The sequence below is a fragment of the Paraburkholderia solitsugae genome (assembly GCF_013177695.1).
Taxonomy (GTDB): Bacteria; Pseudomonadota; Gammaproteobacteria; order Burkholderiales; family Burkholderiaceae; genus Paraburkholderia; species Paraburkholderia solitsugae.
Map to the genome: position 1 here is coordinate 49,157 of NZ_WOEY01000119.1, position 16,108 is coordinate 65,264.

14 protein-coding genes, 3 tRNA genes and 1 pseudogene are annotated in these 16,108 nt (G+C 62.0%); 4 read left to right on the forward strand and 14 right to left on the reverse strand.

Going from position 1 to position 16,108, the window contains the following annotated elements; translation table 11 throughout:
- Window positions 1–70: 70 nt before the first annotated feature.
- From GNZ12_RS30140 to GNZ12_RS30150, 3 genes are all read right to left on the reverse strand, one after another.
- Complete coding sequence (locus GNZ12_RS30140; RefSeq protein WP_172315789.1) at window positions 71–829, reverse strand: TraB/GumN family protein; 759 nt, start codon at window positions 827–829, stop codon at window positions 71–73.
- 47 nt (window positions 830–876) lie between these two features.
- Window positions 877–1,281: a hypothetical protein gene (locus GNZ12_RS30145; RefSeq protein WP_172315790.1), complete on the reverse strand. Its 405-nt coding sequence runs from the start codon at window positions 1,279–1,281 to the stop codon at window positions 877–879.
- 105 nt (window positions 1,282–1,386) lie between these two features.
- Window positions 1,387–2,121: a hypothetical protein gene (locus GNZ12_RS30150; protein ID WP_172315791.1), complete on the reverse strand. Its 735-nt coding sequence runs from the start codon at window positions 2,119–2,121 to the stop codon at window positions 1,387–1,389.
- A 257-nt stretch (window positions 2,122–2,378) separates the two neighbouring features.
- Here GNZ12_RS30150 and GNZ12_RS30155 point away from each other — a divergent pair, with 257 nt between their 5' ends.
- Entirely contained in the window at window positions 2,379–3,395 is a 1,017-nt protein-coding gene (locus GNZ12_RS30155; RefSeq protein ID WP_235993925.1) for a hypothetical protein, read from the forward strand.
- Window positions 3,396–3,577: 182 nt separating this feature from the next.
- Here the strand turns inward: GNZ12_RS30155 and GNZ12_RS30160 are convergent.
- The 5 genes from GNZ12_RS30160 to uvrC form a co-directional block, all read right to left on the reverse strand.
- Window positions 3,578–3,651, reverse strand: a tRNA-Cys gene (locus GNZ12_RS30160).
- A 104-nt stretch (window positions 3,652–3,755) separates the two neighbouring features.
- A tRNA-Gly gene (locus GNZ12_RS30165) sits at window positions 3,756–3,831 on the reverse strand.
- A gap of 62 nt (window positions 3,832–3,893) precedes the next feature.
- Window positions 3,894–3,969 (reverse strand) — tRNA-Gly (locus GNZ12_RS30170).
- Between the two features lie 249 nt (window positions 3,970–4,218).
- Window positions 4,219–4,812: a CDP-diacylglycerol--glycerol-3-phosphate 3-phosphatidyltransferase gene (gene pgsA / locus GNZ12_RS30175; RefSeq protein WP_074282658.1), complete on the reverse strand. Its 594-nt coding sequence runs from the start codon at window positions 4,810–4,812 to the stop codon at window positions 4,219–4,221.
- Window positions 4,813–5,021: 209 nt separating this feature from the next.
- Window positions 5,022–7,220, reverse strand: a complete 2,199-nt coding sequence (gene uvrC / locus GNZ12_RS30180; RefSeq protein WP_172315793.1) for an excinuclease ABC subunit UvrC — start codon at window positions 7,218–7,220, stop codon at window positions 5,022–5,024.
- A 260-nt stretch (window positions 7,221–7,480) separates the two neighbouring features.
- Here uvrC and earP point away from each other — a divergent pair, with 260 nt between their 5' ends.
- From earP to GNZ12_RS30195, 3 genes are all read left to right on the forward strand, one after another.
- On the forward strand, window positions 7,481–8,674 hold the full coding sequence (gene earP, locus GNZ12_RS30185) for an elongation factor P maturation arginine rhamnosyltransferase EarP (RefSeq protein WP_172315794.1): 1,194 nt from the start codon (window positions 7,481–7,483) through the stop codon (window positions 8,672–8,674).
- Window positions 8,675–9,079: 405 nt separating this feature from the next.
- Window positions 9,080–9,637: an elongation factor P gene (gene efp, locus GNZ12_RS30190; RefSeq protein WP_054036233.1), complete on the forward strand. Its 558-nt coding sequence runs from the start codon at window positions 9,080–9,082 to the stop codon at window positions 9,635–9,637.
- A gap of 637 nt (window positions 9,638–10,274) precedes the next feature.
- Window positions 10,275–11,657: a sigma-54-dependent transcriptional regulator gene (locus GNZ12_RS30195; protein ID WP_172315795.1), complete on the forward strand. Its 1,383-nt coding sequence runs from the start codon at window positions 10,275–10,277 to the stop codon at window positions 11,655–11,657.
- A gap of 117 nt (window positions 11,658–11,774) precedes the next feature.
- Here the strand turns inward: GNZ12_RS30195 and nagZ are convergent, their stop codons facing one another.
- From nagZ to GNZ12_RS44605, 6 genes and pseudogenes are all read right to left on the reverse strand, one after another.
- Window positions 11,775–12,803, reverse strand: coding sequence for a beta-N-acetylhexosaminidase (gene nagZ / locus GNZ12_RS30200; RefSeq protein WP_172315796.1), 1,029 nt, complete (start codon window positions 12,801–12,803; stop codon window positions 11,775–11,777).
- Window positions 12,804–12,872: 69 nt separating this feature from the next.
- Complete coding sequence (acpS, locus tag GNZ12_RS30205; protein WP_172315797.1) at window positions 12,873–13,316, reverse strand: holo-ACP synthase; 444 nt, start codon at window positions 13,314–13,316, stop codon at window positions 12,873–12,875.
- 16 nt (window positions 13,317–13,332) lie between these two features.
- Complete coding sequence (pdxJ, locus tag GNZ12_RS30210) at window positions 13,333–14,097, reverse strand: pyridoxine 5'-phosphate synthase (protein ID WP_172315798.1); 765 nt, start codon at window positions 14,095–14,097, stop codon at window positions 13,333–13,335.
- On the reverse strand, window positions 14,094–15,014 hold the full coding sequence (recO, locus tag GNZ12_RS30215) for a DNA repair protein RecO (protein WP_172315799.1): 921 nt from the start codon (window positions 15,012–15,014) through the stop codon (window positions 14,094–14,096). The genes pdxJ and recO overlap by 4 nt, the downstream gene beginning before the upstream one ends.
- Window positions 15,001–15,900, reverse strand: coding sequence for a GTPase Era (era, locus tag GNZ12_RS30220; RefSeq protein ID WP_172315800.1), 900 nt, complete (start codon window positions 15,898–15,900; stop codon window positions 15,001–15,003). The genes recO and era overlap by 14 nt, the downstream gene beginning before the upstream one ends.
- A 55-nt stretch (window positions 15,901–15,955) precedes the next feature.
- Window positions 15,956–16,108 (reverse strand): annotated as a pseudogene (locus tag GNZ12_RS44605) (ribonuclease III); the annotation flags it as partial.

The following is a 16,108-nucleotide window of genomic DNA, read 5'->3' on the forward strand; positions in this document are numbered from 1 at the left end:
ATGGACGGCGGCAATGCGGAATTATGCCGCGCGTGGCGGCCTTAGGCTACGCCGCCCGGCCTCAAAGCCGCTAGCTGCTTACAAAAACCGGCTCGACGGGCTGCGCGAGACAGTCGACCAAGTTACCGGGCCCGCACAAATGCAACGCGCCTACCACCACCAGGGTCCGCTCCGGCCGCCCGAGCAGCGCCGTCACACGCGCCGCCCACGCGCGATTCCGTGCATCCAGAATGGCGTGGCGGATGCCGGGCAGGTTAAACATCGGCGACTCGACGGCGATCTGGTGCACGGCCTGCAAATCGCCATGCAGCCAGGCAGCGTGCATTCGCTCGAGCGTGCGCTGCGGTTCGTCGAGATCGGACATGAGCATGCGAAGCGCGGTGCCGACGGCTTCGAGCGGAATCGATTCGAGCGACGCCGCCACTTCCTGCGCAGTCTCGAGATACTGATACGGTTTACCCTGCGTGAGCGCCGAGCGCAGCATGCGTGGTTCCACACCTTCGACGACTTGCTGGAACAGCGTCGGTGCAACGACCAGCGCGGCCCACGGACGCAGATCGACGAGCGGCGCTAACGGCCCCTCCGCGGGCCACACAGCTTGTAGCTGATTCCAGGCATCGGCGGATAGCAAGGGCTGCAGTTGATCGGCTCCGCCCTGAGGGCCAGCCTTCAGAAACGGCAGGATCGTCGGCGGATCGGATTCGAAGACCAGCGATTCGGCCCAGTCATACGCTTCGGCGATCCATGGCGGCGTTCTGCGGCTCGTCGCCGGAAACAGATGCATCGAACCAAGCAGACGGACGTTGGTGCCGGTGAGTTGTAGGTACATGCAGCCTCGTATGGACAGGCAATTGCGCAAAGAGGCAATCAGACAATTCAATCGACGGCGCGCAGCGCGGCGGGCCGTCTCGCGCGCCCTCGCCAGGCGGTCCGCACCGTGAACGCGACGAACAGCAGAAAGACGATCTGCGAAAGGTACAGGTCCACGCGGATCGGATGATGCAGCGCGAACCATGAATTGTGCACCACGTCCGTCACGATGACAGCGACGCAGAGGATCAGCCCTGCTCCCGGACGCAACAGCAGTAGCAGAGCGGTTAGCGGATCGATGAAGAGCAGAGACGTCCAGTAGATTCGCGTCAGCGGCGCCGCGCCGCCGTAGTCCCACCAGAGTCCGTGGACCAGGGCCACTTGCAGATGTGTCCAGGTGGCGCCGCAGAGGCATAGCACGTAAATCAGGCGCAGGTAGAAGGAGCGGCGCTCGAGGTTTGGAATACGCATGCCTGGTCAGTTTCGCAGTCAACAAGGAATAGAAAAAAAGCCCCGGTGTTTCGGGGCTTTTTTCTCACGCAGCAAAAGCTGACAGTTTAATCGCGCGCATTCCAATCATTCCGGGCTTCTCTTGTACGACTCCAGTTCAGCCGTATAGCGCTCGTTTCGCACACCATTGCTGCCGTAATATTCTTCCACTGACTTCACCCAGCGGCCAATCTCAGGCACATACCAGAACGCTTTATAGGTGCGTCCGGTCACCTGGACGGGGCCTGTTTTCTGTGCGTGAGTGATCATGGCGGTGTCGCCCTGCTGCATCTGCACAGCTTGAGTGACCGTCTGCGTCGGCTCGATCTGCGCAACCCATTCGCCTTCCGCTTCGACTTTAATCGCCTGAAATTTTCCCGCCGGTACCTCGACGGTTTCAATATCACCCACGCGATATTGGCTGCTCCACTTTTGTGAAGCGAAGGCCTTGTTCGGATGCAGTTCCGTATATTCCAGGTTCCAGGTTTTGCCCGGCGATAGTGGGAAAACGAACGGCCGATTGACGACCATCTCCGCGCCGTTCACGTTCCTTTCGCGGCTCCAGTCGGCGCCCGCTATCACCTCACTCGGCACCTGAGTCGAGCCCGACTGCTTCGATGTGTAGTAGATGTGGGAAGGCGTTGCGCGCAAGACCGTCACTTCGTCGTGCGTCTGGCGCCATATTGAAGGCGCTTTCTCAAAGGTGTCGACGTAGGTCCATGAATCCCCGCCTTTAATGGCAGGCGACGGTGCCGATTGCGCGCTCACCAGCAGTGGCAATCCAATGGTCCACAGCACAGCAACGGTTATGGTTTTTTTCATTGGTCGAATATTTTATTAACAGCGGGTTTGCCCTGCCCCCTGTGCTTTCGCGACCTGAAAACATCAAGAATCATTGCATCGTATGTCTAACGATGTTTTCGAATAAGCGAAGCAGCGTGAGATACTTTACATGATCGGCATCGAACTGCTAGCGATCAATGCTTCATTCGATGCCCCTAAAAATTATTAGAATAAAATTGAAAGACAAAAAATCAAAAATGAAAGAATATAAAAAACGCTTGGCAAATAGACATTTCATGCTGGCCACGAGCGCCGCATTTGTTTTGTCTGCATGCGGTGGCGGCTCGTCAGGTAGTTCGGGATCGACAGCAAGCACGGCGAATCTGAGCGCCGCGCAAAAGAGCTACGAAAGTGTCGCGCTCGCGGCAAACGGCGGTATGCACTATCTGAGCGCAAGCCTGTCGATTAGCACGTCGTCGACTGGCGCACTGACGGTCAACCCGAGCAGTGTCTTCTATACCGAGGACTCGAGCGTCGCCCAAAGCCCTGCAAATGGGTCGCAGCTGATGACCGAAACGTACACGTCCGTGTCGTCCGCACTGAAGGTTCCTGCAATCGCGGCGCCACGCTTATTCGTCAACGGCGCCGTCTATTCCTCCGCGTCTCCGCCGCAAGCCCAGATCAGCTACTCGGGCACGAATGTCCAGATAGATTATCTGGCGTCAGACGGTAAAACAGTGCTCCGCACGTTGCTTGGCACCAGCTACACCGTCGTGCCGCTAAGCGGCCTGATTTCTGCCTCTCCCGCCGAACTGTTCGCGAACAGCGCCGTTGGCGTTCTGACGAATACATTGAACGGGCAATCGCTGTACAACCAGCAGGCCAGCTGGCAAACGGGTGCGGCCTACTTCAAAGTCGTCAGGCACACGGTCGGCGACGAGGCCTTCACATACGACTGCCTTGCGCCCGCCACGACTGGGACCAATCCGACACCGTGTTCCGCCACGATTTCAACGCTCGAAAATTTCTTTCCCTATGCGAGCACGACTGACGGCAAGACCTATCAGATCAGCGATGGACAGATCGTCACGCTCGCCGGAATGCGCGCATGGGTCGCCAACACGGCGCTGGCCTCGGCGACGACCGACTACCGCATCTACTATCAGAACAACGGAGCTATCTATGCGGGCTACCTGATCAAGGACGGCACGACGTTACAGCTCGCGCCGCTCGGCGGCGGGACGCCGCAAGATAGCTACTACCTTCTGAACAGCGCGGCAGTTCAATCGATCAAGTCGGCGATTGTTTTTTGAGGTCGTGATGAGCGAGCGGACACAACTGTCTGCTCGCCATGCTGAGCGCGCGGATCCCTGCGTGGGACGATGTGCTGGAACTCGCCTCCTCGCATCGAGACGCGCCGGATTGGTGTCAGCGACAATGCCGCCGAGAAAAAGAAAAGCCCCGACAAGTCGGGGCTTTTCTTTACATCAACTACTGGAGGCGCGAGCCGGAGTCGAACCGGCCTAAACGGCTTTGCAGGCCGCTGCATAACCGCTTTGCTATCGCGCCGCAAGCGGACTGGAACCTAGCTGCAGATTCTCAGATTTGTCTGGTGGGCAACCGTAAGGACTGGCCCACCAAACAAAAAGGGAAGCGTTGCTTCCCCTTATGTATGGAGCGGGAGACGAGGCTCGAACTCGCGACCTCAACCTTGGCAAGGTTGCGCTCTACCAACTGAGCTACTCCCGCATTGCCCTACTTCACAACGCCTTGCACTTTTACTTCGCCAAACAACGCGTTGCTTCAAAAATTGGAGCGGGAGACGAGGCTCGAACTCGCGACCTCAACCTTGGCAAGGTTGCGCTCTACCAACTGAGCTACTCCCGCATTCTGCTGCTTTTGTCCTGCTTTTATCACGCTAACTACTGCCTTGTTACTGCAACTACTCTCTTACTGCCACCGACGTTTCGAACTGCGTGCATCGGAGAAACGAGATTATGGAGAAACGACTGAAACGTGTCAACCCCTTTTGCGAATGTCTTTAACCGAAAATATTTCACTCACGGTTCGGAGACATTCGCGGAGACGTTCGACCCGCAACCGCCGCCGTGGCCGCACACCTCGAACGTTCTCCAATCAGGCAACGCCACCTCGCTCGCGAATCTGCGGCCACGCGAGTTTCATGTAATAGAGCATCGACCAGATCGTCAGGAACGCGGCCAGATAGATCAGCCACAGGCCCCACACGCGCGTATCGACCGAGACGCCGCCGCCAAACGGCAACGGGCCGTAGAACAGCAACATCGGAATCGCCACCATCTGGCACACGGTCTTGAACTTGCCGAGCGAATTCACTGCGACGCTCTTCGATGCGCCGATCTGCGCCATCCACTCACGCAGCGCCGAGATCGCGATCTCGCGTCCGACGATGACCAGCGCAATCGCCGAATCGATCCGTGCCAGTTGCACCAGCACCAGCAACGCAGCCGTCACCATCAGCTTGTCGGCGACCGGGTCGAGAAACGCGCCGAACGCCGAAGTCTGATTCCATTTGCGGGCCAGATAGCCGTCGAACCAGTCGGTGAGCGCCGCCAGAATGAAGATCGTCGCGGCAGCCAGATTGCGGTGTGCCGGGCTCATCATCATGTCGGGCAAATAAAACACGCCTACGACCAGCGGAATCAGGACGATCCGCAGCCAAGTCAGGAAAATCGGGAAATTAAACGGCATGGGCAGGCGCAGCGTCTGGCAAGGGAGATGCAATTGTGCCGTGTCACAAGACCTGCCACAAGCAAAGCGGCGCACGGGGCCTGGCACGCGCCACGCCAGAGCACCGCTTATCGGCCGCCTGCAGCCGCTTGTCGACCGCTTCGGCGCCGCTTGTCGACTGCTTATCTACCGCACCCCTGCCGCTCCCCAAGCAGCGCGGCGTATCTCGATCAGTGCAACTGCCGGTAGATCTGCTCGGCAAGCGCCTGCGAAATCCCTTCGACGCTCGCCAGATCCTCGACGCTTGCCGCGACCACCCCACGCAGCCCGCCGAAGCGCGCCAACAACCGCTGACGCCGCTTCGCCCCCACCCCTTCGAGCTCTTCGAGCCGCGAGGTCTGGCGGGTCTTGCCGCGCTTCGCGCGCATGCCGGTGATAGCGAAACGGTGCGCCTCGTCGCGAATCTGCGCGACCAGCATCAGTGCCGCGCTTTCCTTGCCGAGTTCGAGCGCCGCGCGGCCGTCGGCGAAAATCAAGGTTTCGAGACCGACCTTGCGTCCCTCGCCCTTCGCCACGCCGACCAGCATGCCGGTATCGAGACCCAGTTCGGTGAACACCTGGCGCGCGATTTCGACCTGGCCCTTGCCGCCGTCGATCAACACGATGGTCGGCAGGATGCCACCAGCAGCAGCCGGCTCCGCGTGATCCGGTGCGAGCGACGGGTCCGCGGCCGCGTCAGTTTGCAATTCGGCAGCTTCGTCGGCGGCATTCGCAGCCGCTTGCGCGACCATCTTCTCGTAGCGGCGCGTGAGCACCTGACGCATCGCCGCGTAGTCGTCGCCCGGTGTGATGCCCGTGATGTTGTAGCGGCGGTATTCGGACGACTGCATCTTGTGATGGTGATACACCACGCACGACGCCTGCGTCGCTTCACCCATCGTGTGGCTGATGTCAAAGCACTCGATACGCAGATGCGCAAGGTCGTCGCACTCCATGCCGAGCGTGTCGGTGAGCGCGCGCGTACGAGCCTGCTGCGAACCTTGTTCCGAGAGCAGGCGTGCGAGCGCGAGCCGCGCGTTCTGCTCGGCCATCGCGAGCCATGCGCGCCGTTGACCTTGCGGCTGGCGCAGCACCGTCACCTTGTGCCCCGCCTGCTCGATCAGCACATCGACGAGCTCGCGCGTGGCCGGCGCGTGGCTGACCACGAGCACCGGCGGGACACGATTGCCGATGTAGTGCTGCGCGATGAACGCCTCGAGTACTTCAGATTCGATGCCGCCGGCAACTGCACGGCCTTTGTGTGGCGTTGAAGGCTCGATCTCAGACTCGGCCGCCTCATCCGCCTCTGTCTCGAGAGCAGCGCCTTCCTCGTCACCCTCCTCGTCGGACAGCATCTCCTCAGCGATTGCGAGCGCGTCAGCGGCATCGGACGATGCGCTCGCGCCGCTCGCGGTCTCGTCAGATGCAGAGCCGGCGCCGGTCGCGGCATCGACCAACAGCTCATCGTCGCCGCCCTCTTCAAGCCCGCCCTCGCCGACCGTCAGCGCACTTTCCACATGCGCCGGGAAATAGGCCTTGTCGCCCAGATGCCGTCCGCCGCGCACCATCGCGAGATTCACGCACACGCGCCCGCCGAGCGCGACGACCGCGAGAATATCCACATCGCTATCGCCGCCGACTTCGATCGCCTGCTGATGCAGTACCGTCGACAGCGAGCTCATCTGATTGCGCACCGCTGCGGCCTGCTCGAACTTCAGCTCGCTCGCGAACGCGTGCATTTTCTGCTCGAGCTCATTCATCACCTCGCCCTGCCGGCCGAGCAGAAATCGCGACGCGTTGGCGACGTCGCGCGCGTAATCCTCTTCACTGATCGCCGCGACGCACGGCGCCGTGCAGCGGCCGATCTGATGCAGCAGACACGGCCGCGTGCGATTGTTGAACACAGAGTCTTCGCAGGTGCGCAACTGGAAGACGCGCTGCAGGATCTGGATGCTCTCGCGCACCGCCCACGCACTCGGGAACGGACCGAAGTACTGATTCTTGCGATCCACCGAGCCGCGGTAATACGCCATGCGCGGAAACCTGTGGCCGGTCAGCTTGAGATACGGATACGACTTGTCGTCGCGAAACAGGATGTTGTAACGCGGCGCCAGCGCTTTGATCAGATTGTTTTCGAGCAGCAGCGCCTCGGCCTCGGAGCGCGTGACGGTCGTCTCGATGCGCGCAATGCGCGTCACCATCATCGCGATGCGCGGTGACAGTTGCGTCTTCGTGAAGTAGCTCGAGACACGCTTCTTGAGATCGCGCGCCTTGCCCACGTAAAGCACCGCGCCCTGCGTATCGTAATAGCGATAGACGCCGGGCAGATGCGGCAATTGGGCGAGCACTTTCTTCGGCTCGAAAACGTCGGTTGCTTCGGGTTCGGTCATGCAGAATTGGTTGGCTGGGACAGTGTCGCGAAGCCTCTGCCTGCGTGCAGCGCGCTGAGTGGTCACTTAGGCGCGGAACCGCGGATGAGTGCTTTAGAATCGCCAGTTTAGAGCATTCTGCGGGCGTTCGAACCCTGCTGCAGTGAATGGGGCGATAGCGCGGAGCAAGCCAGCGGCTGAACCTGATTGCGTCACCCGCCAGCAAGGCCCTGCAAAACCCAACCACACACCACGCGTTCCACTCCGCGACCCACGCCACCATGTCCTCCCCTACGCCCTCTTCCGAACAATCCGTTGCCGCGCCCACGGCGATCGCCTGCGATATCTTTTGCGCGGTGATCGACAATTTCGGCGACATCGGCGTGTGCTGGCGCCTTGCGCGCCAACTGGCGAGCGAGCACGGCTGGCAGGTGCGTGTGTTCGTCGACGACCTGCAGGCGTTCCAGAAGCTGTGCCCGTCGCTGGCGCTGGATCGCGCGCGCCAGGCGGTCGGCGGCATCGTTATCGAACACTGGCACGAGCCGGCCCATGCGGGCGACAGGCTCGACGTCGCGGACGTCGTGATCGAGGCATTCGCCTGCGAGTTGCCGCCGATCTACGTCGCCGCGATGGCGCGGCGCGAGCGCACGCCAGTGTGGCTCAACCTCGAATATCTGAGCGCCGAAGACTGGGTCGCGGATTTCCATCTGCGGCCGTCGCCGCATCCGCGCTACCCGCTGACCAAGACCTTCTTTTTCCCGGGACTCGGCCCCGGCACCGGCGGCGTGCTGAAAGAACGGCATCTCGACGCCGCGCGCGCGGCCTTTGAGGCATCGCAACCGGCGCGCGAAGCGTGGTGGCTGAAGAGCACCGGCCGCGCGCCGCCACCGGCCACGGCGACGGTTGTCTCGCTGTTCGCCTACGAAAACCCCGCCGTCGACAGCCTGCTCGAACAATGGCGCGACAGCACCGAACCGGTCGTTCTGCTGGTACCGGAAGGCCGCATTTCGGGTGCAGTCGCGCGCTTTTTTGGCCTGCCTTCGTTTGCCGCCGGTTCGCATGCTGAGCGCGGCAGCCTCAGCGTCCACGCACTCACTTTTACGGAGCAACCCGGCTACGACACGCTGCTGTGGGCCAGCGACATCAATTTCGTGCGCGGCGAAGACTCGTTCGTACGCGCCCAATGGGCCGCCAAACCCTTTGTCTGGCACATCTACCCCCAGGCCGACGAGGCCCATCTGCCGAAGCTCGACGCCGCGCTCGCCCACTACGCCCGCACCCTGCCGACCGACGCCCGGGACGCCCTCGCGCGCTTCTGGCATGCATGGAACGGCGCGGACCGGCCGGACTGGGCGGAATTCCAGCGCCACCGCGCGGCGCTGAAGCAGCGCGCGGCCGAATGGGCCGGCGAACTGGCCCAGGTGGGCGACCTCGCTGGAAATCTGGCCTTGTTCGCAAAAACTCAGTTAAAATAAGCGGTTATCCAACGGCCGACGACGCAAGCGCGGCCCGATCGCAGCGGTGAACCTTAGCCGCCACGCTTAACAAAACCGCTGGCGAACCCGGCATCGAAAGATGCATGAGCCGCTCTCAGTTTGGTCGCGAGTGGCGCAACGTCAAAAAAGGGGCGCATCCTGTCGATCGGCGCCACTCGTGATCACGCCCGCACAGGGTAAAAAGCAGGTAACGGATTGCAGGGGTTGCAGGTTTGCAGCCTCGCCGCGGGTCACCGCGGCAAGCCGGCCACGCTCCACGCCCCGCTCCCGGCAGGTTGCCGCTCCCAAGCGGCGCCGTGCCGTAGGGCGAGGAGCAGCGAAGCCGCTTGCGCCGTATGCCGTTGAGCAAAAGTTGAAGCTACTTATTTCGTACAGGACAGTTTTATGAAGACCGCACAGGAACTCCGCACCGGCAACGTCGTAATGATCGGCAGCGACGCAATGGTCGTGCAAAAGGCCGAATACAACAAGTCGGGCCGTAACTCCGCCGTCGTGAAGATGAAGTTCAAGAACCTGCTGACCGGCGCAGGCATGGAAAGCGTGTACAAGGCAGACGACAAGTTCGACGTCGTCGTGCTGGAGCGCAAGGAAGTCACGTACTCGTACTTCGCTGACCCGATGTACGTGTTCATGGACGCTGATTACAACCAGTTCGAAGTCGAAGGCGAAATGATGGGCGACGCCCTCCATTACCTCGAAGACGGCATGGCTTGCGAAGTCGTGTTCTACAACGAGAAAGCCATCTCGGTCGAACTGCCGACCACGCTGGTCCGTGAAATCATCTACACGGAACCGGCAGTCAAGGGCGATACGTCGTCGGGCAAGGTGTTGAAGAACGCCAAGCTGACCACCGGTTTCGAACTGCAAGTGCCGCTTTTCTGCAACATCGGCGACAAGATCGAAATCGACACGCGTACGCATGAGTACCGCAGCCGCGCCTAAGCGCCTGCAGCCTGAATCCTGCGCTGGAGCAAGTCCGGCGCAGCGATAAAAAAATGGCAAAAAAAAGCGTCCACTTTGGGCGCTTTTTCTTTTCTGCGCCGCCGTGTATGGTTGTGGAAAACTTTACCGGCAGGCTTCTCAAAAATGCCTGTCCGTTGCACTTAGCGTCCTGCCTTGCGTCAAACAAACCACTGATAGGCTTAAGTAATTAGCTTTGGCACAGTCCGTGCTTTTTTGAGACAGGTTGGCAAAACTTTATTTCTTCAACTCCGGAGATACGGCAAGGCCCGCGAGCAAGCGCAACTTGAGGTACAGCGCTGCTTGGATAGCGACCGGGATTTCTGACCGGTCGAATGAAGGAAATACAGGTGCCCCTGCGTCAAGGCGGGCATCCATTGAAAAGAAAAAGGACCAGAACTACGTGAGTCGAATCGCCCCGCTCCGCTTGCAAGTCGTGTTACGACTTGCACTGCGTCCATGCCAATTGGCCTGCGGTTACTCCGCAGCCGTGGCAGGCGCTGTCCGCGCGGTACGGTATTCGACCGGCAGTACCGGCCAGCCATCGCGCCCGGGTCGCGCGCCAACGTATCGGCGCGGCGTACCGGGTATTCCGTCAATCTAAAAAATAGCGCTCGCCATGCCACATGCCCTGATTGTTGAAGACGATCCCAACAGCCTGTCAGGCCTGTCCGCCATCCTCGCCGCCGACGGCTTCTCCGTCGACACCGCGACCACCATCGCCGAGGCCCGGGCGGCGCTGACGCGCTTTATCCCCGATGTCGTGCTGGTCGATCTGAATCTGCCGGACGGCAGCGGGCTCGATCTGCTGCAGCACCTGCCCGCGCATCCCCCCGGCGGCGCCTTGCCCGTGATCGTGATGACCGGCAATGCGACGGTCGAAAGCGCGATCGAGGGCTTGCGGCACGGCATCTGGGACTACCTGCTCAAGCCGGTCAATATCCCGCGTTTGCGTAGTCTGCTCGCCCGGATTCCGCGTCCGTACGAGCTGACCGAAGAGGTCCAGACGCTGCGTGCGTTGCTGCGTCAACTCGGACGTTTCGGCTCGTTACTGGGCCGCAGCGGTGCGATCCAGCATGTGTACGACACGATCGAACATATCGCGCCGACCGAAGCCGCCGTGCTGATTGCCGGCGAAGCTGGCACCGGCAAGCAGATTGCCGCGCGCACGCTGCACGACATGAGCCGGCGCCGCAAAGGGCCATTCGTCACGTTCGATTGCCGGACGGCGGGCAGCGTCGCGGCGCTTCGCTCGCTCGACAGCGTGCTGTTCGGTCACGAACGCGGCGCGTTCAGTGGTGCCGACCAGCGCGAGCCGGGCCTGTTCGAGCAAGCCAGTGGCGGCACGCTGTTCATCGACGAAATCGCCGAGCTGCCGCGCGCTCAGCAGGAAGCGCTGCTGCGCGCACTCGATTCGCAGACCTTCATGCGGGTCGGCGGCACGAATCAGGTGGTGACCGACTTCCGGCTGATCGCGTCGACGCGCAAGATGCCACGCGCGGCGGTCGCCGACGGCAGCCTGCACGGCGACCTCGCGCTGCGTCTCGAAGCGGCCGCTGTCACACTGCCGCCGCTGCGCGAGCGCGGCGACGATCCGGCGTTGATCGCGCAAGCCGTCGTCGACGAGCTGAATCGCGAAGCGGCCGCGCGCGGTACGTCGGAAGTGGCCAAGCAGGTCGGGCCGAACTTCCTGCGCGAGTGCCTCTCGTACGAGTGGCCAGGCAATGTGCGTGAATTGCAGGATCGCGTGCGCCGGGCGTATCACGCGTCGGGCGACGTGCTGGAATCGTTGCGGGCCGATGAAGCGGGTTCGGCGAACGGGCGCGATCTGAACGGCAGCCGCGTGCAGATCGCCGTCGGCACGCCACTCGCGGATGTCGAGGAAATGCTGATCCGCGCGACACTGGATGCAGTCGGCGGCACGCGCCATCGCGCGGCGTCGCTGCTGGGGATCAGTCCGAAGACGCTGTACAACAAGCTGCAACGGATGCGATTGAACTGACCCGGTGAGGCCAGTTTCGCTGGCCGGCCAAGCTTGGATAGAAAACGGCGCCTGAGACAGGCGCCGTTTTTTTTCGATGCAAATGCGTGAGCGGCTTATCCGCTCACGCCGCGTGGCTCATGCAAATGCACTGCGCATCAAGGCCTGCGCTTGCAGATACTGCGGCTCGGCAACCAGCTTGCTCCACTTCAGCGCCTTGCCGCGCGGCCGCATGCGCTTAAGCCGCTGCTGCGACTCCTTCGACGGCGTGAAGCGCAGCGCGTCCAGCACCTTCTCCGCTTCGTCCGGCTGATTGCAGATCAGCACCATGTCGCAACCGGCCTCCAGCGCGGCGCTCGCGCCTTCTGTCAGCGTGCCGCCCTGACGCGCGGCTTCCATCGAGAGATCGTCGCTGAAGACCGCGCCTTCGAAGCGCAATTTTTTCCGCAGGATGTCCTGCAGCCAGACACGCGAGAAGCCCGCCGGCTTCGAGTCGACCTGGGGATAAACCACATGGGCGGGCAGCACGGCCCCGAGCGCCACACCGAGCCAGTCGTACGGTGCCACGTCGTCGCGCAGGATCTCGTCGAGCGAGCGGTCGTCGACCGGCATCGCAACGTGGGAGTCCGCGTGCGCGAACCCGTGCCCAGGAAAATGCTTGCCGCAATTGCTCATGCCCGCCAACGCGAGGCCGTGATTGAGGTTCTTCGCCAGCAAAGCCACGACGCGCGGATCGCGGTGGAACGAGCGATCGCCGATCACCTGAGACTGGCCGTAATTCAGATCGAGCACCGGCGTAAAACTCATATCGATGCCGCACGCGCGTAATTCAGCCGCGAGGATATAGCCAACCGCGGTCGTCACCTTGGTGGCGTGCAGCACGTCACTGTCCCACAGCGCGCCGAGCTTGCCCATTGCCGGCAGCGCCGTGAAGCCGTCGGTGCGAAAACGCTGCACGCGGCCGCCTTCGTGGTCGACGGCAATCAGCAGATCGTCGCGAACCGCACGGATCGAATCGGTCAGCGCGATCAATTGCGCGCGGCTCTCGTAATGGCGCGCGAACAGGATCACGCCGCCGGTCATGGGATGGGCAAGGCGGCGTTTGTCGTCGTCGTTCAGCGTTGTGCCGACCACGTCGAGCATCATCGGTCCTGGAGTGAGTTTCATCGAATTCCGCTGGAAAAAAGCCTGGAGCAAAGAGAGACACGGCCGACGTGCGCCGCGTTCAGAATATTTTTATTCGTCGCTGGCGGGTGCATGAGGGGCGTCCGGCCCGCGCGCCACTTCCCCGGTTTCCGCGATCACAAACGACACCGCGTAGTCGCGTTCGTCGCTGATCGTCACGCGCGCCGTAATGCCGCGCGCGTCGAGCCATTCGGCCAGCTCGCCCGACGCAACCACCATCGGCTCGCCGCTCGGTTTGTTGAGCGTTTGTAGCGCGCGCCAGGTCATCGGCCAGTGCATGCCGAGGCCAATCGCTTTCGAGAACGCTTCTTTGGCCGAGAACCGCGTGGCGAGAAACGCAAGACCACGCGCCGCCGAACGCGCGTGACGCGCGTGATAAACACGCAGCTCGTCCGGGCCAAGCACCTTCTCGGCGAAGCGGCCGTTGGTGCGTGTCATCACTGCGGCCACGCGGCTGACCTGAACGATGTCCGTGCCGATGCCGTAGATCGTCATGGTCGCCGCCGCGGCTTTAAGCGCTTGCGCCGAGACGGGCGGCGACCATGATCGCCTTCATCTCGCGCACAGCGTTGTCCCAGCCGGCGAAGATCGCATGCGCGACGATCGCGTGGCCGATATTCAGCTCGACGATGCCTTCGATCGCGGCGATCTGCTGAACGTTGGTGTAGTGCAGCCCATGACCCGCATTGACCTTGATCCCGAGCGTTGCGCCGAACTCGACAGCACGCACCACGCGCTCATATTCGCGCTGCTGCTCGGCGGGATCGTGCGCTTCGGCATAGCGGCCGGTGTGCAGCTCGATCACCGGCGCGCCCGCTTCGTGCGCGGCGCGGATTTGCGTTTCGTCCGGATCGATGAAGAGTGACACACGCGAATTCGCTTCAGCGAGTTGCTTGCATGCGGCGCGCACGGCTTCGAACTGGCCGGCGACGTCGAGGCCGCCTTCAGTCGTCAGTTCCTGGCGCTTTTCCGGCACGAGGCAAACGTCGTGCGGTTGCACCTCGCACGCGATGTCGAGCATTTCCTGGGTGACCGCACATTCCAGATTCATGCGCGTTTTCAACAGCGGCCGCAGCTTGCGCACGTCGGCATCGACGATATGGCGGCGGTCTTCACGCAGGTGAAGCGTGATCACATCGGCGCCAGCCTCTTCGGCCATCAACGCGGCGCGGATCGGATCGGGGTAAGACGTGCCGCGCGCATTGCGCAGCGTGGCGACGTGATCGATGTTCACGCCCAGGTCAATCACATTCGGCGACGTAAGAAAGAAGCTCATAAGTTCTGCAAGTCGATCAGGATCTGGCGCGTCGCGAGTGGCGTGCCGCCAAGGTAAGTGTTGAGCAGAAAGCGCATCAGCGTTTTGCTTTGCGCCACAGTCTGCGCTCGATGGTAATCGTCCTTTTCCATATCCAGCAAGGTCTGTCCGGCGATCACCGGCCATTGCGCGGGCAGATCGTCGGACGCTTCGCGTACGCCGCGCTCCGGGTCGAACACGTAGCGGCCTTCGGCCTGCACCGCTTTGCGCGCGACGGTGCGATCGAGCGCCATCGCATAACCGGTTTCCCGCAGCAGTACACGTTCGAACGAGCGTAGCACCTGCACGGGCGGTTCGTCATGCGCGAGGCGCGTCATCGTGACGACGTAGTGATGGAACAGTTGCGGATGCGGGTCTTCGCGTGCGCAGAATTTGACCAGTAATTCGTTGACATAGAAACCGCAGAGCAGCGCGTCGCCCGCTAAAGGCAACATGCCGCCGACCCATTCGGCGCCGGTCAGCGTGCGCACTTCGGATTTGCCTGACCATGACAACGCGAGCGGCTGGAAGGTTTGCAGCACGCCGCGCAAGGCGGAGTGCGGACGTTTCGCCCCCTTCGCGACAAGCGCGAGACGGCCGTGATCGCGCGACAACACGTCGATGATCAGACTGGTCTCACGGTACGGGTAGCTGTGCAGGACAAAAGCGGGTTGCTCCGCGATCCGGTAATCGGACGCAGAGGTACGAGGCGCGCGTCGTGCCGGTGCTTTGCGCGGCTCGCCTTCGGCGCCTTGAGCTGCCTGAGCGCCTTTGGCACTCGATGAGGTTTTTTTGGTACTGCGAGCGGGTTTGGACGGCTCGCGTGCCGGCGCTGCCGGCGCCGAGTCGTCCGGGTCAGCGTCGGAATTCAGCGTCATCCACGCGTCATTCGTACCCATACGCGCGGAGTCCGGCTTCGTTGTCAGCCCAGCCGCTCTTCACCTTGATGAAGGTTTCCAGATACACCGGACCGTCGAACAGCTTTTCCATGTCGAGGCGCGCTTCGGTGCTGATCTGCTTCAGCTTTGCGCCCTTCTGGCCGATGATCATCGCTTTCTGCGTATCGCGTTCCACCAGGATGGTCGCGAAAATGCGCCGCAGACGCCCTTCGGTTTCGAACTTGTCGATCAGTACGGTGCTCGTGTACGGCAGTTCGTCGCCGGTCCAGCGGAACACTTTTTCGCGCAGGATTTCAGCGGCAAGAAAACGCTCGCTACGATCGGTCAGGTCGTCTTCGCCATAGATCGGCGCGCCTTCCGGCAGGAACGGCTTGATCGTTGCCAGCAAACGCTTGATGTCGTCCGGATTTTTCGCCGACAGCGGCACGATCTCGTTGAACGGGCGCAGCGCACTCACCTGCTGCATGAACGGATACAGCGAGTCCTTATCCGACACGCGATCGAGCTTGTTCGCGATCAGCAGCGTGGGCACCGACGGCGGAATCAGGTCGAGCACCTTCTGGTCGTCCGGGCCGAAGCGGCCGGCTTCGATCACGAACAGAATCGCGTCGACCGAACTCAGCGTGGACGTGACCGCGCGGTTGAGCGAACGGTTCAGCGCGCCGCTGTGTTTGGTCTGGAAACCCGGCGTGTCGACGAAGATGTACTGCGCGTCTTCAAACGTATGAATGCCGGTGATGCGATGGCGCGTGGTCTGCGCCTTGCGCGACGTGATACTGACTTTCTGGCCGACCAGCGCATTCATCAGCGTGGATTTGCCGACGTTCGGGCGGCCGACGATCGCGACCATGCCGCAGCGAAAACCAGTGGGAGTGGGAGCGTTCATATTCGGGCTACGGCAAGTTCAGATCGACGCACGCGGAACGGCGCGCCGATGGCAATCAATGGCCCGCATCGGCGACACGGGTTTGCACCGCGTCGGCTACGCCGGGTTCGTGTTCGACAGGTGCCGGCACGCCGGGCGTGGGCACGGCAGCGCTGGGTGGGGATTCGCGGCTGCGGTGTTTGTCGCCGCTGCGCACGGCGCTGGCTTC

Coding starts and splice junctions, on each gene's coding strand:
- GNZ12_RS30140 (WP_172315789.1), bottom strand. CDS start 829: ATGTACCTACAACTCACCGGCACCAACGTCCGTCTGCTTGGTTCGATG.
- GNZ12_RS30145 (WP_172315790.1), bottom strand. CDS start 1,281: ATGCGTATTCCAAACCTCGAGCGCCGCTCCTTCTACCTGCGCCTGATT.
- GNZ12_RS30150 (WP_172315791.1), bottom strand. CDS start 2,121: ATGAAAAAAACCATAACCGTTGCTGTGCTGTGGACCATTGGATTGCCA.
- GNZ12_RS30155 (WP_235993925.1), top strand. CDS start 2,379: ATGCTGGCCACGAGCGCCGCATTTGTTTTGTCTGCATGCGGTGGCGGC.
- pgsA (WP_074282658.1), bottom strand. CDS start 4,812: ATGCCGTTTAATTTCCCGATTTTCCTGACTTGGCTGCGGATCGTCCTG.
- uvrC (WP_172315793.1), bottom strand. CDS start 7,220: ATGACCGAACCCGAAGCAACCGACGTTTTCGAGCCGAAGAAAGTGCTC.
- earP (WP_172315794.1), top strand. CDS start 7,481: ATGTCCTCCCCTACGCCCTCTTCCGAACAATCCGTTGCCGCGCCCACG.
- efp (WP_054036233.1), top strand. CDS start 9,080: ATGAAGACCGCACAGGAACTCCGCACCGGCAACGTCGTAATGATCGGC.
- GNZ12_RS30195 (WP_172315795.1), top strand. CDS start 10,275: ATGCCACATGCCCTGATTGTTGAAGACGATCCCAACAGCCTGTCAGGC.
- nagZ (WP_172315796.1), bottom strand. CDS start 12,803: ATGAAACTCACTCCAGGACCGATGATGCTCGACGTGGTCGGCACAACG.
- acpS (WP_172315797.1), bottom strand. CDS start 13,316: ATGACGATCTACGGCATCGGCACGGACATCGTTCAGGTCAGCCGCGTG.
- pdxJ (WP_172315798.1), bottom strand. CDS start 14,097: ATGAGCTTCTTTCTTACGTCGCCGAATGTGATTGACCTGGGCGTGAAC.
- recO (WP_172315799.1), bottom strand. CDS start 15,014: ATGGGTACGAATGACGCGTGGATGACGCTGAATTCCGACGCTGACCCG.
- era (WP_172315800.1), bottom strand. CDS start 15,900: ATGAACGCTCCCACTCCCACTGGTTTTCGCTGCGGCATGGTCGCGATC.